The sequence below is a fragment of the Pinirhizobacter sp. genome (genome assembly GCF_036499745.1).
In the GTDB taxonomy this organism is placed as follows: Bacteria; Pseudomonadota; Gammaproteobacteria; order Xanthomonadales; family Rhodanobacteraceae; genus Pinirhizobacter.
On the sequence record NZ_DASYDG010000010.1, the window covers coordinates 94,307 to 118,934 of the forward strand.

Genomic DNA, 24,628 nt, shown 5'->3' on the forward strand with positions numbered 1-24,628 from the left:
GCGGAAACCCGTAACTGACTGAAAATCGCGGCGGTTAGAATCTATTTGATGTAATTGAACAACGTCAGCTGCTGCGCCTTCACAAAAACCTGCTGCGATGCACTAAGTGCCGCCGACTGCAGCGACAGCTGGCTGATCGCCGTGGCAGGATCGATATCCGTCACCGCCGTCAGCGCATTGGTGTAAGCAACCTTCAGGTCAGAATACGCCGAACTCTGCTGATCGAGCGTATTCATCCGTGCGCCCACCAACACCTGCGTGTTGGTAACAGCCAACTGCGTGGAATCAAGCGCCTGGATCTGCCCATTCATCACATTGTTCAACGAGGCGCCACTGGCGCCGCTGTTCAACGCGTTGATCATGTTATTGAGCGTGCCGAAGATGTCCTGGTCCTGGCTCTTGCCCACGGCCACGGTATCCCCAGCCGCCGGCGTACCGGTCATGGCGATGGTCATGCCGTTGAAGCTGATGTTGTCGCCGTCCTTGTAGGTGCCGCCCACGGGGTTGCCGCCGGCATCCACCACCGGGTTTCCGCCAGCGTCCTTCGCGGTCCAGTTGCCCGCGCCATCGAAGCTGATCGTATAGCTGCCGTTGCTGGCCATGCCGTTGGCATAAGCGGTGGCATCAGTGACCGAGCTTGCGCCCACCACGAGGCTGCCGGTGTTACCCGAGGCGGCCGAGGCGTTGAACGTGCCGTTGCCGTTGGCATTGTTCATGAAGATGCTGCTGCCGGTATCACCGGTGGCGATCTGCAGGCCCGAGCCAATCGACGCGTATAGCTGGCTATCGGTGCCGGTGTAACTTACCGATCCATCGGTGTTCTGGATAAACGGCGTAGACGTGCCGCTGGTGCCGCCGAACAGGGCGTCGCCGTTGCTGTCGGCGGTGTTGCCCAACTGCAGCAGCTGATCGCGGATCTGTGTGAGATTAGTGGCGATGCTCTTGCGGTCCGCGTCGGCCAGACTGCCGTTGATCGACTGCAGTGCCAGGGTGCGCGCGGAGTCAAGCAGATTGGTAACGGAGTCGAGCGTGGTGGTTTCGGTCGACATGCGCGTATTGGCGCTGTCGATGCTGTCGGAATACTGCTGCTGCCCGGCCATCATGTGGCTCAGGGAGATGGCCTTGCCGGCACCTGCAGGATCGTCGGACGCCACGCTGATGCGCTTTTGCGTAGTGACCTCGTTCTGCGAGGCGTTCACCGCGGCCTGCTGGGCCATCATCGTGGTCAGCGATTGTTGGTACGACCATTCGGTTGAAATGCGTATGGACATGGCCGTTACCCGAGTGCGTTCATGAGGCTGGTGAAAATCGTCTGCGCTGCGGCGATAATCTGCGCGGACGCCTGGTAAGACTGCTGGTACTTCACGAGGTTGGCCCCTTCCTCATCGATGTTCACTCCCGACACGCTCTGCTGCGCAGACACCGCCTGGTTATTCAGGGCGGTCTGGGTAGTGAGGTTGGTGGCGGCCTGGGCACCGGCGCTACCGATCTGCGTGGTCAGGTTGGCGTAGGCATCCACCACGCTCACCTTGCCGCCGGACAGCACGCCACTGTCGGACAACGCCGCCATCTTCAGCGCGTTGCCGTTGTCGTTCAGGCCATTGGCATTCTTCGCCACGCCGAAGCTGTCGCCGGCGGCCGGCGTACCGGAGAGGGTGACACTCCAGCCGTTGGCGGTAATCGGCTGGCCGGACGTATACGCGCCGCCACCAATGGTGGCCCCACCGGCATCGGTGATCGTATAGGCCGTGGGCGAGGTGAAGCTGATCGTGGCCCCGGCAAGCACACCGGCGTTGGTGGGGTCGGAAACGCTTACCGATCCGACCGTCGCCGCGCCGGTATTGGCCGTGGCGGCGGAGGTGGTGAGCGCTGAGGCAGCGGCGATCTGCGAGGGGTCGGTCATCGCCACGCTGAGCGAGCCGGCGGCGTTGCGCGTCGGCTGGATCTTGAAGCTGTCACCCGCGGCGGCTGTGCCGGAAACACTGAAGGTCATGCCGTCGGCGGAGTACGAGCCGTCAGGATTGGATGTAAGCGCAACGTTCTGCCCGCCGGTGGTCTTCAGGCCCCAGCTGGCGCCGTTGTAGGTCATGATGTAGTCGGAGCTGGTGGTGGCCGACACGTCGCTGATGGTGGCGCCGACGGTGGCGCTTCCGGTGTTCCTCGTCGACCCCGACACCGCCGGCGAACCGATACTGAAGATCGGCGCGCCCAGGTTGCCGTTGAGGTCCAGGCCCTTGGCCTGCTGGGCGTTAACGCTGGACGCCAACGCCACGGCCGCCTGGCCCAGCGCGTTCTGCGCCGGGTCGAGCACCGTGCTGCGATAGTCGAGCATGGCGCCCAGCGAGCCGCCGCTGAGCTTGGTGGTGATGTCGTTGCCGGCGCTGTCCGCGATGTTGGTGCGCGAGGCGTCGTAAGGGTCCGGCACGGCCTTGAGATTGAACGAGGTGTTGCCGGTAACAAGCGTCTGTCCCGCACTTGAGTAGATGCTCATGGTGCCGTCGGACTCTGTCACCGCGCTCACGCCCACCAGGCCTGAAAGCTGGTTCATCAGCGCGTCACGCTGGTCGAGCAAGTCGTTGGGCGCGGCGCCGCTGCCCGCCTGCTTGATCTGTTTGTTCAGTGCCGCGATCGCCGACGTCGCGCTGTTGATGCTGTCGACGGTGCTGCTGATCTGCTTGTTTACCGACGTCTGCTGGGCCGCCATCTGCTGGCCGAGCGTGTTGAACATGGTGGCGGTGCTGGCCGCATTACCGAGCAGCGATTGCCGCCCGGAACTGGTGGACGGCGCGTTGGCCACGGTGCTGAAGGCGGCGTAGAGCGAATCGAGTGAGCCTTGAATGTCGCCGCTACCGCTCAGCACGCTGTTAAGCGTGGTGGTGAGGTCGTTGAAGGTGCTTGCGCGCGAAAGACTCGCGGTGGACGACCACATTGCCGTGGTCAGGTACGCGCTGTAGGAGCGCTGCACCGAGGCCACGTCCACGCCGTTGCCGATGGTGAACTTGCCGTTCTGCTGCGAGATGCGCTCGACCTGGGAGACCGTTTGCCGGCTGTAGCCGTCGGTACCCGCATTGGCAATGTTGTTGCCGACGGTGGTCAGCGCGATCTGCGCGGCGTTCAGCCCCGAGATGCCGGTGGTAAGCATGTTGGCCATGGTTGTTCCTTATGAAGCGCCGTTCACGGGATGGCCGCCGAAACGGACTGCTTGAGTGCTTCCAGTGCCTGGCGCATGCCGTCGCTGTTGGCGATCGCCGCAACCTTGCTGGCATACGATGGGTCAGTGGCATACCCGCCGGCGACCAGCGCCTTGGCGTAACCGTAGGCGTCGTCGCCCTTGCCTACGGCGGCTGCATAACGCGGGCTGTTGGCGACCATGTCGGCATAGTCGGAGAACGAGCCCGACGGTGAATCGTAGGCACGGAATGCTGCGCGCGTACGCACCGCCACGCCACCTTCGTATTCCACGGTGGGTACGTTCACCTTGCCGCCGTCCCAGCTGGAGCCTGCCTTGATGCCGAACAGGTTGAAGCTGGAGTCGCCGTTGCTCGACTTGGGCATGTGCTTGCCGTACTGCGTTTCAAGCGCCGCCTGGGCCAGCACCACGCGTACGGAAACGCCGAGTTTCTTGGCAGCTTCAATGGCGTGCGGGGCGAGATCCTTGACGAATTGCTGGATATCCTGCGGCACCCACTTCTTCACGGCCGAACCGACGGCGCCGACGGAACCGGCAAGTGCCGCGACCTTGTCCTGCCAGTCGCTGCCGGTAGAAGTGCTGCCTGCGCCCTGGGCGGCGAGCTGCTGCTCGGCGGACGTACCACCGAGTTGCTTCACCAGCATATCGGCGATACCCAGACCCTTGCCCTTGGACAGACTCACCGACAACTGGTGGTCGTAAAGATCCGTCCACTGGTCCTGGCCCTGGCTGTCCATCAGGCCGTCGGACGGCGTGGCCGCGCGCATCGACTTCAACATCATCTGGGTGAAGATGGCTTCGAACTGCTTGGCAACGACCGGCAGCGCAGCTTTGGCATCGGACTGCGCGCTCGCGCGCAACGCGTTGAACCCGGACAGGTCTGTCCAGGTTCCAACGTTGTTCGCGGTGACGTTGCCGGCGGCCATGGCGTCAGATCACCACCAGCTCAGCATGTAGGGCGCCCGACTGCTTGAGCGCCTGCAGGATGGAGATCAAGTCACTCGGGCCTGCGCCCACCTGGTTCACCGCGCGGATGATCTGGTCCAGGCTCACGCCCGGGCCGAACTTGAACATGTGCGCGCCGTCTTCGGAAATGCTCACCGAGGAGTTCTGCACCACCTGGGTGGTGCCGTTGGAGAATGGACCGGGCTGGCTTACCTGCGGGTTCTCGCTGATCGTTACCTGGATCGAACCGTGGGCCACGGCGGCGGCGCTTACACGCACGTCCGAACCGATCACCACCGTGCCGGTGCGGGAATTCACCACCACGCGGGCCGGCGCATCGCCGGGCGTTACTTCCAGGCCCTGGATCGCGCCAAGCCACGCCACGCGCTGCGAAGGCTCGGCCGGGCCGCGCACGGCGATCGAACCACCGTCCATCGGCTGGGCCGTGCCGGCACCGTAAGTGCCGTTGATGGCCTGGGCCACACGGGCAGCCGTGGTGAAATCCGGAGTATTGAGGTTCAGCACCATCGGGCCGCCCTGGCCGAAGCTTGAAGACACCGCGCGCTCGACGCTGGCCCCGTTGGGAATTCGGCCCGACGAGGAAATATTGATCTGCACGGAAGACCCGCTCTTGCCGCTGGCGCTGGCGCCGCCGACCACCACGCTGCCCTGGGCCATGCCGTAAACGTTGCCGTCGGCACCGCGCATCGGCGTCATCAGCAGCTGACCACCACGGATGCTCTTGGCGTTGCCGATGGATGCCACGGTAACGTCAATCATCTGGCCGGGCTTGGCGAACGGTGGCAGGTCCGCGGTGACCATCACGGCGGCAGCGTTCTTCAGCTGCGGACGCGCGTTGGCCGGCACCGAGATGCCGAACTGTTGCAGCATGTTCTCAAGGCTCTGCGTGGTGAACGGCGCCTGCGTGGTCTGGTCGCCCGAACCATCCAGGCCCACTACCAGGCCATAGCCGATCAGCTGGTTGCTGCGCACACCCGCCACCGAGGTGAGGTCGCGGATCTTGTCGGCGTGCACCGGCGCCACGATGATGCCGGCCAACGCGAGTGTTGAGATGAGCTTGCGCGTGAAGGTGTTCATCTAAAAGGGCATCCACTTCGAGCTGAAGAAGCGCGAGAGCCAGCCCTGGGTGTTGGCGTCGGCCAGGGCACCCTTGCCCGCGTAAGTGATGCGCGCGTCGGCCACGCGGGTCGACAGCACGGAGTTGTCCTGGGCGATGTCCTGCGCACGAACGATGCCTGAGATGCGCACCAATTCCTGGCCCTGGTTGATGGTCAGCCACTTCTGGCCGCGCACCAGCAAGTTGCCGTTCCCCAGGCGCTGGGCCACGGTAACGGTCAGCTGGCCGGAAAGCTGGTTGCTTTGCGAGCTGGAACCGGAGCCGTCGAAACTGCGGTCGCCGTCGGTGCCGATGTTTGCGGCAACGCCGCCTACTTTGAGCGTGTGCCCCAGCACCGTCGGTGCATCGATGGAGGTCTTGTCCGACTTACTGGTGGCGGTTGCCGATTTCTTGCTGGCCTGGGTGGATTCAACCAGGTTCACGGTAAGGATGTCGCCCACACGATGCGCCTTGGCGTCGTTGAACAACTCCATGTTCTGGTCGGCCTGGTAGATCGAGCCGTTGCTGGCGGGTGTCGCCACCGGTTCGATCGGCGCGGTGGCAGCCCATTCGGCATCGTCGTGGGCGCGGGTGTTCTGCATGCCGCAACCGCTGAGCGCGGCGGCGAACGCCAGCAGGCTCAAACGGAGGATGAAGGAGGAGGCTTTCATGGCGATTTATCAGGTTTTCTCGTTGATGTACTGGAGCATGCTGTCAACAGCGCTGATCGACTTCGAATTCATTTCGTAGGTGCGCTGGGTTTCGATCATGTTCACCATCTCTTCCACCACGTTCACGTTGGAGGATTCAAGCGAACCCTGCAGCAGCGTGCCCATGCCATTCAGGCCCGGCTGGCCGGTCTGCGGCGTGCCGCTGGAGGCGGTTTCCAGGTAAAGGTTCTGGCCTTTCGACTGAAGCCCGGCGGGGTTGGTGAAGTCGGCCAGCTGAAGCGTGCCGATGGTGGTCGTGGCGTTCGTGGCACCGGACACGGCCGAAACAGTACCGTCCGTGCCGATGGTGAGCGATGTGGTGTTCGGCGGCAGCGTGATCGCCGGCTCGATCGGATAACCGTCGTCGGTCACCAACTGGCCGTTGCTGTCCGGGTGCAGCGAACCGTCGCGGGTATAGGCAAGCGAACCGTCGGGCATGGAGACCTGCAGGAAGCCGTTGCCCTGGATGGCCACGTCGTAGGAATTGCCGGTCTGCGTGCTGCCACCCTGGGTGAAGATTTTCTGGGTGCCCACTACACGTACGCCGGTACCGATCATCATGCCGGTCGGCGACTGGGTCTGCTCGGTGGTCTGGCCGCCAGGCTGTCCCTTGTTCTGGTACATCAGGTCCTGGAACGATGCCCGCGAGCTCTTGAAGCCCGTGGTGTTCGCGTTGGCCAGGTTGTTCGAGATGACATCCATGCGCGTCTGCTGCGCATCGAGGCCGGTCTTGGCAATCCAGAGTGAGGAAAACATGGCGGACTCCTGTGTACTTACCGCTTAAGCGTCAATTTGCCGACAGCAACTTGAGGGACGAATCGGCGTTGTCTTCCGCCGTCTTGATCGACTTCACTGCCATTTCGTATTGCCTGGACAGGGAAATCATCTTCACCAGCTCCGCCGATGCATTGACGTTGCTGCCCTCCAGCGTCCCTGTCGCCAGGCGGACGGTGTCATCGGCCGGGGCCGTTGTTCCATCTGCCGTATGCATCAGGCCGTCTGTGCCCTGGACCATCGCCGTATCACCCGATACGAGCTTGATGCGATCCAGGGTGGAGACGGTTTCCGGACCCTGTCCCTGGGGTACTGCAGAAATCGTGCCGTCCTCGCCAATTTGCAGCTTTGTCGAATTGGCCAACGTAATCGGACCGCCACCGCCCACCACCGGATTGCCCTTCGAGTCGGTCAGCGTGCCATCGGCGGTGAGCTGCAGGTCACCGGCCCGGGTGTAGCCTTCAGAGCCGTCCGGTGCCTGCACGGCGATGAAACCCGGGCCACGCACTGCGATGTCGAGCGCGCGGCCGGTGGACTGCAACGAGCCCTGGGTCATGTCGTTGCCGAGGCCATAGGCCACGGCGTTGATACGTGTCTTCTGGCCATCGCCCAGCACCGGCACGGACGTGAACGATGTCAGCTCGCTCTTGAAGCCGGTGGTGCTGGCATTGGCAAGGTTGTGGCTGACCGCGTCCTGGGCCCGCATGATCTGCGAGGCCCCGGTCATCGCGACGTAGATGGAATGATCCATGGCTGAAGACCCTTATCGCTTTATTGCTTAGCGCGAGATCGCGTTGAACAGCGTGCTGGCCAGCGTGTTGTCCACCGTCAATGCCTGGGCATTGGCCTGGTAGTTGCGCTGGGCCTTGATCATGTCCACCAGCTGGCTGGTGGTATCGGCGGTTGAAGAACTCTCCAGCGCGCCGGACTGCACGGTGCCGAACTGGCCGGTGCCGGAGCTGCCCATCACAGCCGTGCCCGAATCACCGCTGGCAAGCCAGGTGGTGTTGCCGACCTGGCGCAGGCCCTGCAGGTTGGCGAAGTTCGCCATCGCCACCTGGCCCAGCTGCGCGGTCTGGTTGTTGGAGTAATACGCGGTAACCACACCCTTCGAATCCACGTCGATGGAAGAAAGCGTGCCTGCCTCGTTGCCGTCCTTGTCCACTGAGCCTGCGGAAAAATCCGTGCCGAACTGGGTGGTGTTGCTCATGTCCAGGGTCATGGTGACGGGGTTGGAACCGTTGCCGAAGTCCACCGGGTTGAAAGCCAGCGCGCCGTTGGCGGGCGTGGTCAGCTTGCCGGTCGAATCGAAAGTCATCGGCTGGGTGCCGGCATCCTGGCCGTCCATGAACATGTGGGCGTCCCAGGTATTGGTACCTGTCTTGACGTAGTACACGGTGGCCGCGTGCGAGCCACCCTGCGAGTCGTAAATGTTGAAGGTGGTGGTGTTGTTGTAGCTGGTCGAATCGGACGTGCTGAACGGCGTGCCGGTGGGCAGTGTCGCGCTGGATGGCAGGTTCGCGCTGATCGCGGCCTTGGAGGTGGCGCTGGCCGAGCTCTGCGCCGTGGTCAGGTTGAGGTTCTTCAGCGTGCTGGTATCGAAACCGCCGGTGGCATTGGGCGGATACACCTGAAGGTTGTAGCCTTCCTGCGTAAGCACGTTGCCCGATGAATCCTTGTGGAAGTTGCCCGCACGGGTATAGGCCAGGCCGTCGCCGGTATTGACGGTGAAGAAGCCGTTGCCGGAGATGGCGAAGTCCAGGCTGTTGGTCGTGTTCTCGATGTCGCCCTGCTGGAATTGCTGGGCCACGTCGGTCATGCGCGTGCCAGAGCCAACAGCCGTGGCATTGATGTTGTCGCCGGTCACGGCGAACACGTCGGCAAACTCGGCGCGCGAGCCCTTGAAGCCGGTGGTGTTGGCGTTGGCCAGGTTGTTGGAGATCACGTTCAGGTCGGACTGCGCGGCGTTGATGCCGGTCAGGGTGGTATTAAGTGCCATGGGTCAGTTCCTCGGATTTGAATTCGAAATGCGTCAGAGAATTTGCGCGACCTGGGCAAGCGGTACGCCACCCACGCCAGCCACTTGCAGGTAGGTGCCGACGGAAGAACCGCCATACCCCACGCCGGTCACAGTGCCGGAGAGGAAGGTATTGGCTGCGGTACCTGCATCGGTGGCCGCAAGCGTGTAGGTTCCCGCTGCGACGGCTTGGCCACTGTCGTCCTTGCCATCCCAGGTGAACTGCGAGAGGCCCTCGCTCTGGGTTCCGAGATTGATCGTGCGTACGGCGTTGCCGGACGCATCGGTAATTTTGATCACCACGGCGCCTGCCGTGGCTACATTCACTGCACCCTTGGTGGCAGTGCTGCCGTCGTAGGCGGTGGTGGTGGCCGGCACCATCACATCGCGGCCGACGAGGTTCGCGGAGCTCAGCACCTGGTTGGTCTGCGAGGCACTGGTTAGCTGGCTGGCCAGCGAGGTCACCGTGGTATTCAGGTCTTGCGTCGCCGACAGCGTGGAGAACTGCGCCATCTGCGAGGCGAATTGCTGGTTGTCGACCGGGTTGGTCGGGTCTTGCGCCTGCAACTGGGCCACCATCAGCTTCAGGAAGTCGCTCTGCGACATCGCGCCGGTTGAGGACGACGACGAAGAAGACGACGACGACGACGAGTTCGAATTGTTGGTGGTGTTGTTGGTATCAACGGTGCTCATGGGAATTCCTACTTGCCGAGGTCGAGGGTTTTCAACATCAGCTGCTTGGCTGTGTTCATGACCTCGACGTTGTTCTGGTACGAACGCGAGGCGGAAATCATGTTGACCAGTTCATCGATCGGATTGACGTTGCTGGCATAGACGCGGCCCTCGGCGTCGGCAAGCGGATTGCCTGGCTCGTAGCGCGAATCAACGGCCGCCTGGCTTTCACTCACGCCCAGGATCTTCACCCCGCCCATCGCGCTGTCGGCGTCACCACCGGCGCCGATGCCGCCCATCTGCCCAGCCATGGCGGCCGAAAACAGCGGCGACTTCGCGCGGTAGGCCGCTTCCGGGCTGCCGGCGACGGTGTCGGCGTTGGCCAGGTTGCTGGCCGTGGTATTCAGGCGCATCGACTGCGCGGCCATGCCGGTGCCGGCCACATCGAAAATATTGAAAAGGCTCATCAGCTGCCTCCGTTGATGGCGGTGCGCATCATGCGGATCTGCGCGGTGATGAAACTCAAGGAAGCCTGGTAGTGCACGGCGTTGCCGGCGAACTGGGCCTGTTCGACCTGGGTATCGACGGTATTGCCGTCCATCGTGGGCTGGGTGGACACGCGGTAGGCGAGCGGCTCGTGACCAGGCAGGGCCCCTACGCCCCCGAGGTCCTTTTCAGACGTGGCTGTCATCTGAAGGTTGCCGCCTTCGCTTGAACCCGTGGCGGCTATCAGTGCCTTGCGGAAATCGACGTCACGCGCCTTGTAGTCGGGCGTGTCCGCGTTGGCCAGGTTCGAGGAAATCACCTCGGCACGCTTCTGCCACAGGCCGAGGGCCTGGGTGTGGATGCCGAACATGTTGTCGGTGAAGTTGCTCATGCGAGAGCCCCGTGGGATGACGGAGTTCGTTGAGCAAGAGCTGTGCCAGTTATTAACTTACTGATCTATATAGCATTATTTGATCAGTGGCATTTTTCCGGCGCGACAGGGGCGCCGGAATTCAGACGCTCGGGGCCTATGGAAGCCTTCGGCTACAACGACGCCCAGCGAACGGGTTCTTCAGCAGGCAGGAGTTCCACCACGGCCGCGGCAAGTATGTCGGGCTGGAACTTGGCGATGAATCGGTCGGCGCCTACCTGGTTCACCATCGACTCGTTGAATACGCCGCTGAGCGAGCTGTGCAGCAGCACCTTCATGTCTTTCAGGCGATCGTCCTCGCGGATGGCGCGGGTCAGCGCGTAGCCGTCCATGCGCGGCATCTCGATGTCCGAGATCACCATGGCCACGTTGTCGTCGCTGTCGCCTTCGGCCAGCGCCACCAGCCTTTCATAGGCTTCCTGGCCATCGTTGGCAACCACGCATTCCAGGTTCATCTGGCGGAACAGTTCCACGATCTGCGTACGGGCCACCATCGAATCATCCGCCACCAGCACCCTGCGCGGGCGCCGCCGGGCATCACCCGGAACACTGCCGATGCGCGAGGACAATTCCACCTTGGCAGGCTCGATGCTGGCGAGCACCTGCTCGACATCGACGATGGCCAGCAGGTTGCCATCCAGCCGGGTTACCGCGTTGACCCGGGGGCCGTAGCCCAGCGATGGAGGCGGCGCGGCCATGGCCGCGCCGTCGCAATGGACGATGCGCTGCACATCGGACACCAGGAAAGCCTGCACGCTGCGGCTGAACTCGGTCACGATGAAGTGCGCCTCGGGGTGATCGGCCAGCGGCGGATAACCCATGGCCCGGGCCAGGTCGATCACTGGAATGGTCTGGCCGCGGTAGTCGAAACTGCCGGCGATCAGCTCGTGCATGCTGGGCATGCGCTCCAGGCGCTGGCGGCGGATCACCTCACGCACCTTGAACACATTGATGCCGAAATCCTGCCCGTCGCCAAGGCGGAACATCAGCATGGCCACGCGGTTGTGCCCTGCCAGGCGGGTGAAGCGTTCAACGGTTTCGAGCAGCGGGCCGGACATGCTTGGGTTCAATCCATGCTTGGGATGGCGGCTTATCGGCCGGGGCCGGGGAGAACTGAAGGCTGGGCTTGCTTGGCACATGCCTTGCTTCCTCAAGTCTCGCGCCCCTTTGTCGATGTAAGGGGACACCCTCGGAGCCGTCGTTATCTATGAGCCTTATCTGGAGTCAGCAGGTCGAGCAGATCGCCCAGGCGCTTGCCGCCGGCGATGCGAGCCGCGCCAAGTCGCTTTCCAAGCAATTTCCGCGGGCGGCACGGGCACTTGCGCCGCTGCTGGCGACACCAAAACCGCGCACCGCGCCCTCGGCCGCCACCCAGGCGCTCGAGCAGCAGGGCCTGGTATTGTCCGGTGCCCAGGCGGTGGGTACCCAGCTGGTGGAGCTGACCCGCTGCGTCGACGACGCGCGTGACAGCGTCGGTCGATTGACGGATACCGGCGCCAGGATTTCCACCGCGCTCGATGCCAGCCATGCCGGCATTACCGGCATCGCCCAGGCGCGCGACCAGGGTTCGAGCAATGTCGCCGAACTCGACGGCCAGCTGCGCCTGTTGCGCAGCGCGCTGTCGGGCATGACCCGCAACCACGCCAAATTCGCAGGCTACGTCGAGCAGATCCGAGCGCTCACCGCCGCCGTGCAGGACATTGCCCACCAGACCAACCTTGTGGCGCTCAACGCCGCCATCGAGGCCGCCCGCGCGGGCGAGGCCGGCCGCGGCTTCGCCGTGGTGGCCGATGAGGTCAAGCAATTAGCCGAGAAAACCGCCCAGGCCACCGGCGAGATCGAACTGGTGACCCATGCCGTGGGTGAGTTCTCAGGCCAGCTGGAAGAATCCGTTCAGCAGAGCCTGCGCCGCCTGGACCAGAGCAACGCAGGCATGGAAGGCATGCAGGGCGCGCTGGCCAAGGTAGCTGACGCCGTCAACGACACGCGCGCCCATATTGATGGCGCCCGCGAGGGCCTGGGCGGCTTGCATGCCCGTGTTGCCGCCGTGCAGGCCACCCAGGCCTCGCTCGGCCGGCTGGCCGGTGAGATCCGTCGCCAGGGCGATGGCCTTTCGCGCGCCGCGGTATTGGCCCACCGGCTGGTGATGACGCGCATCGACGGCGACGGCGAGCTTGATGCCGCAAGCCTCAGCCAGATGATCCGCGAAGCCAGCCAGGGCATGCACCATGCGGTGGACCTGGCTACGCGCGACCCTTCCGGCATGGACCGCCGCTGGCTCGACACCACCCATATGCAACGCATGATCGGGCGCCTGCGCAGCCAACGTGATGCAGCCGCCGGGCTTGCGCTGGCGGAAGCCGGCGATCGCTTCACCACGCAAAGCCAGGTGTTCGTTGGCCTTCTGGGCGAGGGCAAGCACGCCGAAGCCGGCCAGGCCGCGCCTGAACTGCATCGCCAGCTCGACGCCATCGTGCAGAACCTTTCCAACGTGCTGACAAGCCAGATCGCATGATCCGCGCCGCCGCCTTCGCGTTTGCCGTGGCCTTCACCCTGCCCGCCGTGGCCGGTGAAGCGCCGTCGAACGCGCGCCTGGCGGCCATCGCCGTGCAGTACATGAAGGACCATCCACCCGTGCCTGGCGCGCGCATGGAAGTGACGGCCGAGCCGATGGACGCACGCCTTGCATTGCGCCCATGCGAAGGCACCCCGACGGCGGGCATTCCCGGCGGGCGGGCGATGGGTCCACGGGTCACCGTGGCCGTGACCTGCCCCGACAGCGGCGGCTGGACCATGCGCATTCCGCTGCGGGTCAAACAGTTCATGTCCGTGCTGGTGACTACCCGGCCGCTCACCCGGGGCGATGGCCTGGCCGCGGATGATGTACATGCCGAAGAACGCGATGTGGCCAGCATGGGGTACGGCTATATCGCCAATCTCGGCCAGATCGAAGGCCGCGCCCTTGCCCGCCCCTTGCGCGCCGGCACGGTGCTGGCACCGGGCATGCTTGCCGGACGGCAGGCCGTGCACAATGGCGATTCGGTGACGATCCTGGCCTCCATCGACGGCATCAGCGTGCGCGCCGAGGGCGTGGCCCTGGGCAGCGGCGACAACGGCGCCCGGGTGATGGTGCGCAATGCCAATTCGGGCAAGGTGCTCAACGCCATCGTCCGGAGCCAGGGCAGCGTTGAGGTCATCCAGTGACCGGCTGCACGAAAACCATGGGCTGAACCGATTCACAATCGTGACGGCCGAATTCCGCCAGGGGCTAAAGTTCTGGCGCTCCAGGCCGTTAAGGGACGCGAAGGGCCGCCAAGGAACCAAGAATGAATACCACGATCAAGACCGGCATCACGCCGCAACAGCAAGCCCAGCCCAAGGCGCCCAGCGCCGCGGCAGGCCAGGCTGCGTCCGCCGACCAGGTTGCTTCCCCCGTGAAGACCAGTGACGACAGTATCAGCCTCACCAGTTCCGCCCAGGCATTGGGCGAAGCCAGCAAAACGGGCGATGTCATCGACACGCACAAGGTCGACGCCATCCGCCAGCAGCTCGCCAGCGGTACCTACCAGGTTAACTCCGGCGTCATTGCCACGAACCTGCTGAAGCTGGAAGGCCAGCTGGGCGGCCAGTCGTGAACGCCGGCCTGCATGCAGAAATCGCCGTCGCCGTCGAGGCGGTGATCGGCCAGATGCATCAGGCCGTGACCACCCTCCAGCAGGCACTGACCGACGAACGCCGCGCGCTCGACGCCGGCTCCGCCGATGCCCTGGACGAAGCCACCAGTTTCAAGCAGAGCCTGCTGCGCCGCCTGGAGTCGCTTGATGTTGAGCGCAAGCAATTAGGCCGTGCCGGCAACATCGATACCGCCCTGCACCCGGGCTGGCCCTCCATCGTCGAAGGCCTGGCGCGCTGCAAGGACATGAACCAGATCAACGGCGGCATCGTGAACCAGCGGCTGCGCCATGTGCGCAAGGCGCTGTCGCTGCTCACCGGCCGTCCGGAAACCAGTGAACTATATGGCCCGGGCGGTTACGCCCGCGGTGCCTCACGCCCGGGGATGCTTGCCCAGGCATAACGCAACACGTTGAACAGGACCACGGTGCGCGGCTTGAAAAAGGGGCGGGTGCCGTGGACGACACGAAACCCATCATCGACCGGCCGTCCCCATGTCTGCTTTTGCCAATTCCCCGTCGATGAGCCAGGCACAGGTGCTGCCCGTCGTGAGGCAACCCATCCTTGACCGCCAGCAGGCCCTGTTCGCCTACGAACTGGCCTTCCCGCGCGGCAGCAATACCGACGGCAGCGAGGCCCTGACCGGGCAGACGCTCGCCGCCATCGCCGATGGCAGCCTGAAGCAGCTGGTGCGCGACAACCGCGCCTTCCTGCATGTATCGCGCGAACTTCTGATTTCCCATGCCGAAACGCTCCGCCAGAACGCGCGGCTTGGCGTGTGCGTGGGTCCGGCCCTTGCCGGCGACGAAGAGGCCCTCACGACGCTCCGCTGGCTCAAGGCAAGTGGTTGCCTGTTGATGCTCGAGGACTTCCCCGACGACCTGGGAGAAGAACAGCGCGCCGCCATCGAGGTGCTGCTGTTCATCGTGCAGTACGCCATGGTCGCCGTGGACCATCGCGACGTCGAGGCTACTAACGCACGCATCGAATACATTAAAAGCTTCAGCGTAAAGGTCATCGCCACCGGCGTGGATACGCAGGAGGATTACACCCGTTTCGTCGATGCACCGGTCGACGGCTTCCAGGGCAAATACCTGCTCAAGCCCGAGCGCGTGGACGTGCCGCGCATGTCGCCGAGCAAGCTGGGCCTGTTGCGCCTGATCGGCGCCATGAATGAACCGAACAACGGCCCGATCGAACTGGGCAAGATCATCCGCGACGACGCCATCCTCAGCTACAAGTTGCTTGGCTGCGTGAACTCGGCCTATTTCGCCCTGCCCCGCCAGTTGAAATCGGTGGAACAGGCGGCGGTGTTCTTCGGCGTCAACCGCATGCGCAACTGGATCAGCACCATGGCGCTTGGCGGCATGGACGAGCGTCCGCCCGAGCTCCTGCGCCTGGCGCTGGTGCGCGCGCAGATGTGCGAACGGCTGACCTCAGGTAAACCGGCACTGAAGGAAATGGCCTTCACCGCCGGCCTGTTCTCGCTGCTCGACACGTTGATGAATGCGCCGATGTCCTATGTGCTCGAGCATCTGCCACTGGCCACCGAGATCAACCAGGTGCTGCTGGAAAACACCGGACCCTTCGCACCGATCCTCGACCAGGTCCGCCAGTGGGAATCCGGTGACGTCGCGGGCGAGGACGACATCCAGAAGCTGGCCACGATCTACTTCGAAGCCGCCCAATGGGCCGACCACGTTTACGCCTTCGCCGACGCCGCGGCCGGCTGAAGCCGCCGGTCGGTCAGCCCACCAGGACGCGCAGCAGCACGAACTGCCACAGCAGCAGCACGGCCATGCCCACGATCGACAGAACGGTCAACGCCATGCCCACCGAGCGGCCGAACGAATAGCCGCTGGCGCCGGACAGCCCCAGCCCGTGCAGCACGCGCCCCACCAGCAGCATGATGCCGAAGGCATGCAGCAGCCACGGCTGGGTCTGGTCCAGTTCCAGCACCAGTAGTAAAACCAACGCCAGTGGGATGGTTTCAATCGCGTTGGCGTGGGCGCGGACCGCCCGGACCATGGCGGGAAGGCCACCATCACCCAGGCCGATCTTGTGCCGGTTGCGCAACAAGCTCACGCGCGCGATAAGGCCCATTACCCATAAGGCGAGCAAGGCTGCGTACAAGCCGGTAATCCGCATCGGTTTGGTTTCCTGTCAGTCCCCTTCGGACCGACAGTGTACCCGCCAGCTGGCCAGGGCAACGCCCGCGGCGCACAGCAGCAACCAGGCGGCCGATTGCCCGATGCTCACCGCCAGCCACAGCACGCAGGTGATGGCGCCGATGGTGATGGCAGCCGCACCCACGGCGAACAGTACGTCATGGTGCATGCGCTGACGCTGCGCGAGCAGGAGAACACCCAGTGTCACAAGCACGATGGCGAGCATGCGCCAGGCGCCGATCATGCCCGGTTCCTCGGGTGTGCCGGGGATCACGTCCACCAGGGAGCGGTCGCCCACTTGTACATCGAAGCCGGGGCTTGGCACATCCGGGCGCGTGGACGGCACCAGGGTGTCTCCGTCGATGCGCGCCAGCACGGTGATTTCCTGCAGCGGCACGGTGCTCCACGACACCCGCAGGTCACCCAGGCGCGGATTGCCCGGGTGGGCGCTGGTGACCAGCGCGCCGTCGTACAACTGGAAGGTGGCGGCGAAATTCGCCGGCAGGGATTTCATGTCCGGGGTAAGCGCGTTCGTACCCGGCAAGGCGTGCAGGATGGCTGGCGACAACACGAAATTGCCCAGTAGTACCTGGCCTGCGTCGAACTGTTTTCCTTCCACCGGGAAGGCGCCAGGGTTGGCGTGTCCGCGCGGCTGGTCGAAGGTCGAGGCATTCACCGGATGATCGACCCAGTCGAGCTCGTAGGTAACCATCGAGCCCACGCGGATCTCCCGCCACTGGAACATCTCCACGTGACGCACCAGCACAGGTGATTCCGCGCGCTGGCCGAAGGCCTCGTCACGGGGAGCTTCCACCACCTTGGGCAGGCCCGCCACGCGGGTGGTGGAACCGTACTGGCCAGCCTGCGGACGTCCGCCGGCACCAAGGTCAAGCACGCTGCTGGCCGTGTGCTGGGCCAGCGCCTGGCGGTAGTCGATCAGCGAGCGCTCGGCCGTGGCCGAGATACCAAGCCCTGCCAGCACCAGGAACGAACCGACCACGCGCACGAGGGTGAGGCGCTGGAGCCAACGCGCGAACGTTGTCATGCGCCCGTCCCCGCCCAGTGGGCAGGTTTCATGGTGGTGCCTTGGCCGATGTCATTCATCACGTAGCTATGAGTGGTAATCGGCAAGGTGATCGGCGGTCACGCATATTTCTTTAACCCATGCCCGCCCTTACTGCACCTTGCCCAGCCCGGACGGCCGGCGTGGATCGCTTGCCGCGTCAAGCTTGTTCGCCTTGCGATCCCAGGTCACCACATTCATGAAGCCCCATGACGAGCGGACCTTCAGGTTGTGGCCCATGTCGTTGAGCGCCTTGGTGGTGGCGGCATCGAACGTGCCTTCCTCTACCGAAACGGAATCAGGCAGGTACTGGTGGTGGAAACGCTTCTGCTTGACGATGTCGCCAGCATCCTTGCCGTCGACGAAGGCAAGGATGCCCTCGAGCACCTGGGTAATGATGGTGGAGCCACCGGGCGAGCCGATCACCGCGGTGCGGTCGGCACCGAAGACAAAGCTCGGCGACATCGACGAAAGCATGCGCTTGCCGCCCTTCGGTGCATTGGCGATGCTGCCACGAAGGCCGAACGCGTTGGGCTCGTTCGGCACCAGGGCAAAGTCGTCCATCTCGTTGTTCAGCACCACGCCCGTCTTGCCGGCAACAAAAGCAGAGCCGAATTCCAGGTTCACCGTGAGCGTGCTGGCCACCATGTTGCCGTCGGCATCGATGATGGAGAAATGCGTGGTGTGCATGCCGGGGTCGGCGGCCAGTGCCGCCGGCAGCATCGACGACGGCGTGGCCTTGTCGGGAAGGATCGTGGCGCGCAGGCCGTCGGCATAGTAGGGCGACAGCAGCATGTCCAGCGGCATCTTCACGAAATCCGGGTCGCCCAGGTAGTCGTTGTGGTCGCGAAACGCGCGACGCATGGCTTCCAGGATGAAGTGCGTGCGATGGACGACATCCATGCTGGCAAGATCGTACCCGGCCAGGATGTTGAGGATCTCAATGATCGCCACGCCACCGGACGACGGTGGCGGTGCGGTGACGACCTTGAAGCCGCGGTAGTCGACGCTTACGGGCTTGCGCTCCTTCACCTTGTAGGACGCAAGATCCTGAAGCGTCCAGGTTCCGCCGGCCAGCTTCGTCGAGGCCACCAGCTCCTTCGCCGTCTCGCCGGCATAGAAGCCCTCCACACCCTTGTCGGCCAGGCGTTCCAGGGTATTGGCAAGATCGGGCTGTTTGAACGTCCAGCCCTTCTGCGGCACCTCGCCGCCCGGCAACAGCAGCGCCGCGGAGGCCGGATACCGCGCCAGCACATCCTTGCGTTCGTCGACGGCGCCAAGGAAACGCCCATCCGGCTGGAAGCCGTCGCGGGCAATGCGGATCGCAGGCGCCAGCGACACCTTCAACGGCAGCTTGCCGTAATGCTCTGCCATGTACACCAGCCCCGCTGGTTCACCAGGGATACCGGCGGCGAGCGGACCATTCTCGGCGGTATCGCGGTTGGGCTTGCCCTGCGCGTCGACATAAGCCTTGGAGTCGACCGCGCCCGGGGCCACCTCGCGGGCATCGATGAAAGTGTCCTTCGCATCGCTGGCGCGATGCAGCAGCGCCATGAACCCGCCGCCCATGCCTGAGCTCTGCGGCTCAACCACGGCAAGCGTGGACGCCACGGCCACAGCCGCATCGAACGCGTTACCGCCCTTGCCCAGCACTTCGAAACCGGCGTTCGTAGCCATGAAGTTGGCACTGGCGATGGCTGCATGGCCAGGACGTTTGGCCGTTTCCGCCGGAGCTGCCTGGGCAGCTGCCGCCACGAAGAGGAACGATGCGGCGGCGACGCGCCAGCCGGGTGCAAGCGTCATGCGCGAATCTCCAACGGGCCAAAGAGGTCAATACGACCTGATGCGGCGCAGCACGTCAACCCGCGCGCGCCATCAGGTGTTCGTATTTGAGCTTAAGTACGTCCTGGCCCTCGACATGGGCAGGGTCGAGCTCGATGCACTCGACGGGGCAGACCTCGATGCACTGGGGTACGTCGTAGTGCCCGATGCACTCGGTACACAGGGCCGGGTCGATGACGTAGTACTCCTCGCCCAGCGAAATCGCCTTGTTCGGACAGACGGGCTCACAGACGTCGCAGTTGACGCAGGTATCGAGGATCTTCAGTGACATGGGGGCCATTGTACTCCGGCCCCCACGCCCGCAGGATTTTACATCTGGACGAAGCGGTACTCGGCGCCCGTCGGCGTAATCACCGCGCCCACGCGGTCCTTGTCGGCGGCATCGCCGATGAACAGCACGATCACCTTCTTGAAGGAGCCCGCCTGGGTGTCCTTGAAGGCCGCGACGATGAGGTCTGCGGTCTTGGTCGAATCAGGGCCACCAAAGGCCAGCATGTTGCCCGGCAGCACGCCGCGGGCAGTGGTGCCCTGAACGTTCTCAAGCTGGCGTTCGCGACCGGCCACGGACGCATCGTCGTCACCAGCCGGCACCAGGTAGGGGTACGGGCGGTCGGCCGTCATGCCCTGCATGTTCGCCTTGACGATGGTGCCAAGGTACTTGCCCCAGGCAGCGGTGTCGGCCGGGTTGGTCGGCTTGGCTACCGGGGCCACGGCGGTGGTCGGCGCGGCGGATTTGTCCTCGTCACCGGAACTGCCGCAGGCACTAAGGGCCATGACCGTCATGGCGAGGGAAGCGGCAAAAATGAGTTTACGCATGGTGGTCACCCCAGGTTTTGGATATTTCAGGCTTGGCTGGAAGCAGGTGACGCGCCGCGCCAGCGCTGGCGCATCGCCTGTTGTACTGCCGGATGCACGAAGCCGGAGATGTCGCCGCCAAGGCGGCCGATCTCGCGCACCAGCGAGGAGGAAATGAAGCTGTATTGCTCCGCCGGCGTCAGGAACAGCGTTTCGGCGTGCGGGATCAGGTGGCGGTTCATGCTGGCCAGCTGGAACTCGTATTCGAAGTCGGACACCGCTCGCAGGCCGCGCAGGATCACCCCGGCGCCGATCTCGGCGACGAAATGGGCCAGCAGGCTGTTGAACCCGCGCACTTCGACGTTTTTCTGGTCTGCCAGGGCCAACCGGGCCAGGGAAATCCGCTCGGACAGGCTGAAGCCCGGCCCCTTGTTAGGGCTTTCGGCCACGGCCACCACCACGCGGTCGAACAACGGCGCGGCGCGGGCCACGAGGTCGGCGTGGCCGTTCGTGATGGGGTCGAACGTGCCGGGATAGACGGCAAGGCGCGGGTTGGTCATGGCAGGGTCGACGCGAACATCGGATTAGCTTAGCCGATCAACCCGATGGCGGCGATAGAGGGCAAATACCACTTCCCCCGCAGCGCCTTCCCGGTGCAGGAGCCAGCCCGGTGGCGGGGTGAACGAACTGCCGCGGGCCGACTCGACGTATATCCACGCATTTGCCCGCAACCAGCCGCCCGCTTCCAGTCGATCGGCCACCCGTTGCCAAAGGCCCAGCGCGAAAGGCGGGTCCAGGAACACCAGGTCGAAGGGCCGGGGCGGCCGGGCCAGGAACGTCTCCCATGATGCACTGACGGTGGTGGCTTCGATCCCCTGCAGCCGAGCCACATTGGCTTCGATCGCCTGCACGGCGCGGCGGTCGGCATCCACGAGCACCGCACTGGCCGCGCCGCGCGACAGTGCCTCGATCCCCAGGGCTCCCGTGCCTGCGAACAGATCAAGGCAATCGGCGCCCTCGATCACCGGGGTGAGCCAGTTGAACAGGGTTTCACGGACGCGCTCCGACGTGGGCCGCAGGCCTTCCACGGCGGGTACCTCAAGGCGGGAATTGCGCACTGAGCCACCGATGATGCGCACCCGGCCAGGCCGTTGGGCGGCCATCAGCGGGGGGCTCGCTCAGCGGGCGGTGGGAAGGACGGTGCTAGCATCAGCGCATTGTCTTTCAATCCCCTGGTCCATGCTTAACTTCTGGAAGAAAAAAACCACCGCGGGTGACGATGCCGTCACCCCGGCCGCTGACGCCGGGTCGGTGGATACCACCTCCGAAACCCTGGCCGAAGCCCTGTCGGAGTTCCCGGCACCTGGCCCGGCGGATCCCCAGGCCCCGGCCGAAGAAGAGTCAGCACCGGCGGCACGCCGCTCCTGGCGTGAACGGCTCTCCGGCAGCGGCTTCGCCAAGGGCCTGGGATCGCTGTTCGTCCGCCACCCGAAACTCGACGACGACCTCCTGGACGAACTGGAAACCACGCTGATCACATCTGACGTCGGCGTGTCGGCGTCGACCGAACTGGTGGAAGACCTTCGCCAGCGCATGCACAAGCGCGAGTTCGCCGATGCCGCCGCGCTGCTGGCGGCATTGCGCACCTCACTGGTGGACATGCTCCGCCCGGTGGAACAACCGCTGGATGTTTCCACGCACAAGCCGTTCGTGATCCTTACCGTCGGCATCAATGGCGTGGGCAAGACCACCACCATCGGCAAGCTGGCACGCCGCTACCGCAATGAGCACCGCGACGTGGTGCTGGCAGCCGGCGACACATTTCGCGCCGCCGCCGTGCAACAGTTGAAGACCTGGGGCGAGCGCAACGACGTGCCGGTGATTTCACAGGGCCAGGATGCCGACGCCGCCAGCGTGATCTTCGACGCACTGACGGCCGCGCGTTCGCGCGACACCGATGTGTTGATTGCCGACACCGCCGGCCGCCTGCATACGCAGGGCGGGCTGATGGACGAGCTGGGCAAGATCGCCCGCGTGCTGAAGAAGATCGACAGCGAAGCCCCGCACGAAGTACTGATGGTGATCGATGGCACCACAGGCCAGAACGCCATGAACCAGTTGCGCCAGTTCCTGGCCATCGTCGGCGTGACGGGCCTGGTGGTGACCAAGCTGGACGGGACCGCCAAGGGCGGCGTGGTATTTGCCCTGGCCCGGGAATTCGGCCTGCCCATCCGCTATGTCGGGCTGGGCGAGAAAGCCACGGATCTTCGCGTGTTCGATGCCGAGGCCTTCGTCGACGGCCTGCTGCCGGCCGCGCTCGGCGCATCGTGACGGCGACCTGGCGCTGGCGGCGGAGCCTGGCCTGGGCGGGCCTCGTGCTCGCGCTGCTGGTGGCCGGTGCCGTGATTACCGTCTATGTGTTGCTGCAGCCGGAGCGTTTCACCTCGCTACTGTCAGAGCGCGCGCGCGCGCTTGGCGTGGAACTCACGCTCAGCCAGCCCGCATCGCCCTCGCTGTGGCCGCGCCCCGCCATCGAACTGCAGGGTATCAACGTACGTGGCGATGGCGGCGGAAGCATCCTGCTGGCCACGCGTGGCCGCATCATCCTGCCCTGGCGGGCGCTGCTGCGTAGTGAGACGGCGATCTCGCGCATCGAGTTCGACAATCCACGCGTCGACCTTGACGCCCTCTCCGCGGCTATCGACGCCCTGCCGCCTGGCCATAGCGGCGCACATCCGTTCCTGCCGACGATCGACACCGGCCTGTCGATCCAGGACGGCACGGTGATCCGGGGAAATGCCGTATGGCTGGGCGACGTAAACCTCGATACCGGCGAACTGCGCAGCGACCGCCCGTTCAAGCTTGCGCTGCGCTGCAAGGATGCCTCGGGCCGGCCCCTCTCGCTCGACCTTGACGCCATGCCACATCTTTCGGACGAGGTGCTGGAGTTGAGCGACATCACGGTCGCCGCCACCGCTGGCTCGGACCTCCGCGCGAACCTCAAGGGCAGCGCGCATTGGCGCGGCGCCGCCAATGTGTCCGGCTCAGTGGCTGGCGACATCAACCGAGGCGGCGATGACTACCAGGCGAGCGTGGTAATGACCCCGGCAAACATGAACGACCCGCTCACCCTGGCGATAAAGCTCGACGGCGGTGCCGATCACGCCCACGTGCGTATCGCACCGCTGAAGCTGGCCCAATGGTGGTCATCGCTTGCGGGTAACGGCCCGCTGTCCCTGCCCTCATTCGAGGGCCAGGTCGATGCGGCAGCCATCGACGCGGGCCCGGTCAAGATCCGCGGCCTGCACGTGCGCAGCGGCGCGGATGTCACACTGCCGGCGCCCGCCTCGACAGTGGCGGAAAAATGAGCGACGTCGCCGCGCGGCTATTGGCCTGGTACGACGTCCACGGACGCAAGAATCTTCCCTGGCAGCACCCGCGCACGGCATACCGCGTGTGGTTGTCCGAGGTGATGTTGCAGCAGACGCAGGTCACCACGGTGATCGGCTATTTCCAGCGATTCCTTGATCGCCTGCCCACCCTGCCCAGCCTCGCGGCCGCCGACGAAGATACCGTGCTGGCTCTGTGGGCAGGCCTGGGTTATTACCGTCGCGCCCGTTTCCTGCACGCCGCGGCCAAGCTGTGCGTTGAACGCCACGGCGGCGACCTGCCAACCAGCTTCACCGAACTTGCCGCCCTGCCCGGTATTGGCCGTTCCACCGCCGGTGCGATCCTGGCCCAGGCGCACGGCCTGCGCTTTCCCATCCTGGACGGCAACGTCAAGCGGGTGCTTACGCGCTTGCACGGCATTGCGGAATTTGCCGGCGACACCGCCACGGAAAAGAAGCTGTGGCTGTTGGCCGAATCACACACGCCACACGCGCGCCTGGCCGATTACACACAGGCGATCATGGACCTAGGCGCCACGTTATGCGTGCGCTCGCGCCCCCTATGCGCGGCATGCCCGCTACAAAGCGATTGCGTCGCGCATCGCGATCACCTGACCGCCGTGATCCCTGCGTCGAAACCTGCCAAGGCCATACCCACGCGCGCCACCACCATGATCGTGCTGCGCGACGCGCACGGCCGCATCCTGCTGGAAAAACGCGGCGCCACTGGTGTGTGGTCGGGGCTGTGGAGCCTGCCCGAAGCCACCGACATGGAACATGCGGCGGTTACTGCCACCACGCTTGCCCGTGTGGCCCAAGCGCAGGCGCTTACCCCGTTCACCCACGTCTTCAGCCACTACCGCCTCAATGTTCACCCTGTGCTGTTTGACCGCGCGACAGCCACCCCCGGCATCGCCGACAATGACCGCCTTCGCTGGTGTGCGCCCTGTGATGCCGCAGCCCTCGGCCTGCCGGCGCCCGTCCGCACCCTGCTGTCACCGCTTTGGGAGATATCCGCATGACGCGCACCGTGCATTGCATCAAGCTCGACAAGGATGCCGACGGCCTGGATTTCGCCCCGTGGCCGGGTGAACTGGGCCAGCGCATCTACAGCCAGGTCAGCAAGGAAGCCTGGGGCCAGTGGCTGGCTCACCAGACGATGCTGATCAACGAAATGCGCCTGTCCCCGCTGGACCCGAAAACCCGCAGCTTCCTGGCAGCGGAAATGGAGAAGTATTTCTTCGGTGGCGATGTCGCCCAGCCTTCCGGATACGTGCCGCCGGAAGCCTGAAGGCTTGACGCCGGGCCGCTCACCGGATCTAATACGCGGCTCACCAGCAACGTTTCGTTGCGCACCC

Annotated in this window: 28 protein-coding genes; 9 read left to right on the top strand and 19 right to left on the bottom strand. The window is 64.6% G+C overall.

Features of this window, described 5'->3' with window-relative positions; translation table 11 throughout:
- Positions 1 to 41: 41 nt before the first annotated feature.
- From flgL to VGM61_RS03400, 12 genes are all read right to left on the bottom strand, one after another.
- Positions 42 to 1,271 (bottom strand): flagellar hook-associated protein FlgL, encoded by a 1,230-nt coding sequence (gene flgL / locus VGM61_RS03345; RefSeq protein WP_331521303.1) that lies wholly within the window; start codon positions 1,269 to 1,271, stop codon positions 42 to 44.
- Positions 1,272 to 1,276: 5 nt separating this feature from the next.
- The gene (gene flgK / locus VGM61_RS03350) at positions 1,277 to 3,151 is read right to left on the bottom strand and encodes a flagellar hook-associated protein FlgK (RefSeq protein WP_331521304.1); all 1,875 of its coding nucleotides are present in this window, start codon (positions 3,149 to 3,151) and stop codon (positions 1,277 to 1,279) included.
- Positions 3,152 to 3,174: 23 nt separating this feature from the next.
- A complete protein-coding gene (gene flgJ, locus VGM61_RS03355; protein WP_331521305.1) occupies positions 3,175 to 4,116 on the bottom strand; it encodes a flagellar assembly peptidoglycan hydrolase FlgJ in 942 nt (313 codons plus the stop codon).
- Positions 4,117 to 4,120: 4 nt separating this feature from the next.
- The gene (locus VGM61_RS03360) at positions 4,121 to 5,233 is read right to left on the bottom strand and encodes a flagellar basal body P-ring protein FlgI (protein ID WP_331521306.1); all 1,113 of its coding nucleotides are present in this window, start codon (positions 5,231 to 5,233) and stop codon (positions 4,121 to 4,123) included.
- Positions 5,234 to 5,923 (bottom strand): flagellar basal body L-ring protein FlgH, encoded by a 690-nt coding sequence (gene flgH, locus VGM61_RS03365; protein WP_331521307.1) that lies wholly within the window; start codon positions 5,921 to 5,923, stop codon positions 5,234 to 5,236. It abuts the gene before it with no gap.
- 9 nt (positions 5,924 to 5,932) lie between these two features.
- Entirely contained in the window at positions 5,933 to 6,718 is a 786-nt protein-coding gene (flgG, locus tag VGM61_RS03370) for a flagellar basal-body rod protein FlgG (RefSeq protein ID WP_331521308.1), read from the bottom strand.
- Positions 6,719 to 6,749: 31 nt separating this feature from the next.
- A complete protein-coding gene (gene flgF / locus VGM61_RS03375) occupies positions 6,750 to 7,487 on the bottom strand; it encodes a flagellar basal-body rod protein FlgF (protein ID WP_331521309.1) in 738 nt (245 codons plus the stop codon).
- Positions 7,488 to 7,514: 27 nt separating this feature from the next.
- Positions 7,515 to 8,735 (bottom strand): flagellar hook protein FlgE, encoded by a 1,221-nt coding sequence (gene flgE, locus VGM61_RS03380; protein ID WP_331521310.1) that lies wholly within the window; start codon positions 8,733 to 8,735, stop codon positions 7,515 to 7,517.
- A gap of 33 nt (positions 8,736 to 8,768) precedes the next feature.
- A complete protein-coding gene (locus tag VGM61_RS03385) occupies positions 8,769 to 9,446 on the bottom strand; it encodes a flagellar hook assembly protein FlgD (protein ID WP_331521311.1) in 678 nt (225 codons plus the stop codon).
- Positions 9,447 to 9,454: 8 nt separating this feature from the next.
- Positions 9,455 to 9,892, bottom strand: a complete 438-nt coding sequence (gene flgC, locus VGM61_RS03390; protein WP_331521312.1) for a flagellar basal body rod protein FlgC — start codon at positions 9,890 to 9,892, stop codon at positions 9,455 to 9,457.
- A complete protein-coding gene (gene flgB / locus VGM61_RS03395) occupies positions 9,892 to 10,302 on the bottom strand; it encodes a flagellar basal body rod protein FlgB (protein ID WP_331521313.1) in 411 nt (136 codons plus the stop codon). The genes flgC and flgB overlap by 1 nt, the downstream gene beginning before the upstream one ends.
- Positions 10,303 to 10,454: 152 nt before the next feature.
- Positions 10,455 to 11,399 carry a chemotaxis protein gene (locus VGM61_RS03400; protein ID WP_331521314.1) on the bottom strand — a complete coding sequence of 315 codons (945 nt, stop codon included), beginning with the start codon at positions 11,397 to 11,399 and terminating at the stop codon, positions 10,455 to 10,457.
- A gap of 569 nt (positions 11,400 to 11,968) precedes the next feature.
- On the opposite strand from VGM61_RS03400, the gene VGM61_RS03405 reads away from it, so the two are divergent.
- The 5 genes from VGM61_RS03405 (at position 11,969) to VGM61_RS03425 (ending at position 15,746) form a co-directional block, all read left to right on the top strand.
- Positions 11,969 to 12,856, top strand: a complete 888-nt coding sequence (locus tag VGM61_RS03405) for a methyl-accepting chemotaxis protein (protein WP_414694794.1) — start codon at positions 11,969 to 11,971, stop codon at positions 12,854 to 12,856.
- Positions 12,853 to 13,545, top strand: a complete 693-nt coding sequence (flgA, locus tag VGM61_RS03410) for a flagellar basal body P-ring formation chaperone FlgA (protein WP_331521316.1) — start codon at positions 12,853 to 12,855, stop codon at positions 13,543 to 13,545. The genes VGM61_RS03405 and flgA overlap by 4 nt, the downstream gene beginning before the upstream one ends.
- Positions 13,546 to 13,667: 122 nt before the next feature.
- Entirely contained in the window at positions 13,668 to 13,976 is a 309-nt protein-coding gene (gene flgM, locus VGM61_RS03415; protein WP_331521317.1) for a flagellar biosynthesis anti-sigma factor FlgM, read from the top strand.
- Positions 13,973 to 14,416, top strand: a complete 444-nt coding sequence (locus tag VGM61_RS03420) for a flagellar protein FlgN (protein ID WP_331521318.1) — start codon at positions 13,973 to 13,975, stop codon at positions 14,414 to 14,416. Before flgM ends, VGM61_RS03420 begins: the two co-directional genes overlap by 4 nt.
- Positions 14,417 to 14,507: 91 nt before the next feature.
- Entirely contained in the window at positions 14,508 to 15,746 is a 1,239-nt protein-coding gene (locus VGM61_RS03425; protein ID WP_331521319.1) for an EAL and HDOD domain-containing protein, read from the top strand.
- A 13-nt stretch (positions 15,747 to 15,759) separates the two neighbouring features.
- On the opposite strand, the gene VGM61_RS03430 is transcribed toward VGM61_RS03425, so the two are convergent.
- From VGM61_RS03430 to rsmD, 7 genes are all read right to left on the bottom strand, one after another.
- The gene (locus tag VGM61_RS03430; protein ID WP_331521321.1) at positions 15,760 to 16,161 is read right to left on the bottom strand and encodes an MAPEG family protein; all 402 of its coding nucleotides are present in this window, start codon (positions 16,159 to 16,161) and stop codon (positions 15,760 to 15,762) included.
- 15 nt (positions 16,162 to 16,176) lie between these two features.
- Positions 16,177 to 17,226: a TMEM43 family protein gene (locus tag VGM61_RS03435; RefSeq protein ID WP_331521322.1), complete on the bottom strand. Its 1,050-nt coding sequence runs from the start codon at positions 17,224 to 17,226 to the stop codon at positions 16,177 to 16,179.
- 129 nt (positions 17,227 to 17,355) lie between these two features.
- Positions 17,356 to 19,047 (bottom strand): gamma-glutamyltransferase, encoded by a 1,692-nt coding sequence (gene ggt, locus VGM61_RS03440; protein WP_331521323.1) that lies wholly within the window; start codon positions 19,045 to 19,047, stop codon positions 17,356 to 17,358.
- Positions 19,048 to 19,102: 55 nt separating this feature from the next.
- Positions 19,103 to 19,357: a YfhL family 4Fe-4S dicluster ferredoxin gene (locus tag VGM61_RS03445; protein ID WP_331521324.1), complete on the bottom strand. Its 255-nt coding sequence runs from the start codon at positions 19,355 to 19,357 to the stop codon at positions 19,103 to 19,105.
- A 38-nt stretch (positions 19,358 to 19,395) separates the two neighbouring features.
- Positions 19,396 to 19,902 carry a hypothetical protein gene (locus tag VGM61_RS03450; RefSeq protein WP_331521325.1) on the bottom strand — a complete coding sequence of 169 codons (507 nt, stop codon included), beginning with the start codon at positions 19,900 to 19,902 and terminating at the stop codon, positions 19,396 to 19,398.
- 26 nt (positions 19,903 to 19,928) lie between these two features.
- Positions 19,929 to 20,441, bottom strand: a complete 513-nt coding sequence (gene coaD / locus VGM61_RS03455) for a pantetheine-phosphate adenylyltransferase (protein ID WP_331521326.1) — start codon at positions 20,439 to 20,441, stop codon at positions 19,929 to 19,931.
- 24 nt (positions 20,442 to 20,465) lie between these two features.
- Positions 20,466 to 21,044, bottom strand: coding sequence for a 16S rRNA (guanine(966)-N(2))-methyltransferase RsmD (gene rsmD / locus VGM61_RS03460; RefSeq protein WP_331521327.1), 579 nt, complete (start codon positions 21,042 to 21,044; stop codon positions 20,466 to 20,468).
- Between the two features lie 76 nt (positions 21,045 to 21,120).
- Between rsmD and ftsY the strand changes: the two genes are divergently transcribed.
- The 4 genes from ftsY to VGM61_RS03480 are packed head-to-tail and all read left to right on the top strand — an operon-like array spanning position 21,121 to position 24,561.
- On the top strand, positions 21,121 to 22,212 hold the full coding sequence (ftsY, locus tag VGM61_RS03465; RefSeq protein ID WP_331521328.1) for a signal recognition particle-docking protein FtsY: 1,092 nt from the start codon (positions 21,121 to 21,123) through the stop codon (positions 22,210 to 22,212).
- A complete protein-coding gene (locus VGM61_RS03470) occupies positions 22,209 to 23,249 on the top strand; it encodes a membrane assembly protein AsmA (protein WP_331521329.1) in 1,041 nt (346 codons plus the stop codon). Before ftsY ends, VGM61_RS03470 begins: the two co-directional genes overlap by 4 nt.
- Positions 23,246 to 24,292, top strand: a complete 1,047-nt coding sequence (gene mutY / locus VGM61_RS03475) for an A/G-specific adenine glycosylase (protein ID WP_331521330.1) — start codon at positions 23,246 to 23,248, stop codon at positions 24,290 to 24,292. Before VGM61_RS03470 ends, mutY begins: the two co-directional genes overlap by 4 nt.
- Positions 24,289 to 24,561: an oxidative damage protection protein gene (locus VGM61_RS03480; RefSeq protein ID WP_331521331.1), complete on the top strand. Its 273-nt coding sequence runs from the start codon at positions 24,289 to 24,291 to the stop codon at positions 24,559 to 24,561. Before mutY ends, VGM61_RS03480 begins: the two co-directional genes overlap by 4 nt.
- Positions 24,562 to 24,628: the final 67 nt, after the last annotated feature.

What these genes read in the sequence shown, in the direction of transcription:
- flgL (WP_331521303.1), bottom strand. Translation starts at nt 1,271, where the DNA reads ATGTCCATACGCATTTCAACCGAATGGTCGTACCAACAATCGCTGACC.
- flgK (WP_331521304.1), bottom strand. Translation starts at nt 3,151, where the DNA reads ATGGCCAACATGCTTACCACCGGCATCTCGGGGCTGAACGCCGCGCAG.
- flgJ (WP_331521305.1), bottom strand. Translation starts at nt 4,116, where the DNA reads ATGGCCGCCGGCAACGTCACCGCGAACAACGTTGGAACCTGGACAGAC.
- VGM61_RS03360 (WP_331521306.1), bottom strand. Translation starts at nt 5,233, where the DNA reads ATGAACACCTTCACGCGCAAGCTCATCTCAACACTCGCGTTGGCCGGC.
- flgH (WP_331521307.1), bottom strand. Translation starts at nt 5,923, where the DNA reads ATGAAAGCCTCCTCCTTCATCCTCCGTTTGAGCCTGCTGGCGTTCGCC.
- flgG (WP_331521308.1), bottom strand. Translation starts at nt 6,718, where the DNA reads ATGTTTTCCTCACTCTGGATTGCCAAGACCGGCCTCGATGCGCAGCAG.
- flgF (WP_331521309.1), bottom strand. Translation starts at nt 7,487, where the DNA reads ATGGATCATTCCATCTACGTCGCGATGACCGGGGCCTCGCAGATCATG.
- flgE (WP_331521310.1), bottom strand. Translation starts at nt 8,735, where the DNA reads ATGGCACTTAATACCACCCTGACCGGCATCAACGCCGCGCAGTCCGAC.
- VGM61_RS03385 (WP_331521311.1), bottom strand. Translation starts at nt 9,446, where the DNA reads ATGAGCACCGTTGATACCAACAACACCACCAACAATTCGAACTCGTCG.
- flgC (WP_331521312.1), bottom strand. Translation starts at nt 9,892, where the DNA reads ATGAGCCTTTTCAATATTTTCGATGTGGCCGGCACCGGCATGGCCGCG.
- flgB (WP_331521313.1), bottom strand. Translation starts at nt 10,302, where the DNA reads ATGAGCAACTTCACCGACAACATGTTCGGCATCCACACCCAGGCCCTC.
- VGM61_RS03400 (WP_331521314.1), bottom strand. Translation starts at nt 11,399, where the DNA reads ATGTCCGGCCCGCTGCTCGAAACCGTTGAACGCTTCACCCGCCTGGCA.
- VGM61_RS03405 (WP_414694794.1), top strand. Translation starts at nt 11,969, where the DNA reads ATGACCCGCAACCACGCCAAATTCGCAGGCTACGTCGAGCAGATCCGA.
- flgA (WP_331521316.1), top strand. Translation starts at nt 12,853, where the DNA reads ATGATCCGCGCCGCCGCCTTCGCGTTTGCCGTGGCCTTCACCCTGCCC.
- flgM (WP_331521317.1), top strand. Translation starts at nt 13,668, where the DNA reads ATGAATACCACGATCAAGACCGGCATCACGCCGCAACAGCAAGCCCAG.
- VGM61_RS03425 (WP_331521319.1), top strand. Translation starts at nt 14,508, where the DNA reads ATGTCTGCTTTTGCCAATTCCCCGTCGATGAGCCAGGCACAGGTGCTG.
- VGM61_RS03430 (WP_331521321.1), bottom strand. Translation starts at nt 16,161, where the DNA reads ATGCGGATTACCGGCTTGTACGCAGCCTTGCTCGCCTTATGGGTAATG.
- VGM61_RS03435 (WP_331521322.1), bottom strand. Translation starts at nt 17,226, where the DNA reads ATGACAACGTTCGCGCGTTGGCTCCAGCGCCTCACCCTCGTGCGCGTG.
- ggt (WP_331521323.1), bottom strand. Translation starts at nt 19,047, where the DNA reads ATGACGCTTGCACCCGGCTGGCGCGTCGCCGCCGCATCGTTCCTCTTC.
- VGM61_RS03445 (WP_331521324.1), bottom strand. Translation starts at nt 19,357, where the DNA reads ATGTCACTGAAGATCCTCGATACCTGCGTCAACTGCGACGTCTGTGAG.
- VGM61_RS03450 (WP_331521325.1), bottom strand. Translation starts at nt 19,902, where the DNA reads ATGCGTAAACTCATTTTTGCCGCTTCCCTCGCCATGACGGTCATGGCC.
- coaD (WP_331521326.1), bottom strand. Translation starts at nt 20,441, where the DNA reads ATGACCAACCCGCGCCTTGCCGTCTATCCCGGCACGTTCGACCCCATC.
- rsmD (WP_331521327.1), bottom strand. Translation starts at nt 21,044, where the DNA reads ATGGCCGCCCAACGGCCTGGCCGGGTGCGCATCATCGGTGGCTCAGTG.
- ftsY (WP_331521328.1), top strand. Translation starts at nt 21,121, where the DNA reads ATGCTTAACTTCTGGAAGAAAAAAACCACCGCGGGTGACGATGCCGTC.
- mutY (WP_331521330.1), top strand. Translation starts at nt 23,246, where the DNA reads ATGAGCGACGTCGCCGCGCGGCTATTGGCCTGGTACGACGTCCACGGA.
- VGM61_RS03480 (WP_331521331.1), top strand. Translation starts at nt 24,289, where the DNA reads ATGACGCGCACCGTGCATTGCATCAAGCTCGACAAGGATGCCGACGGC.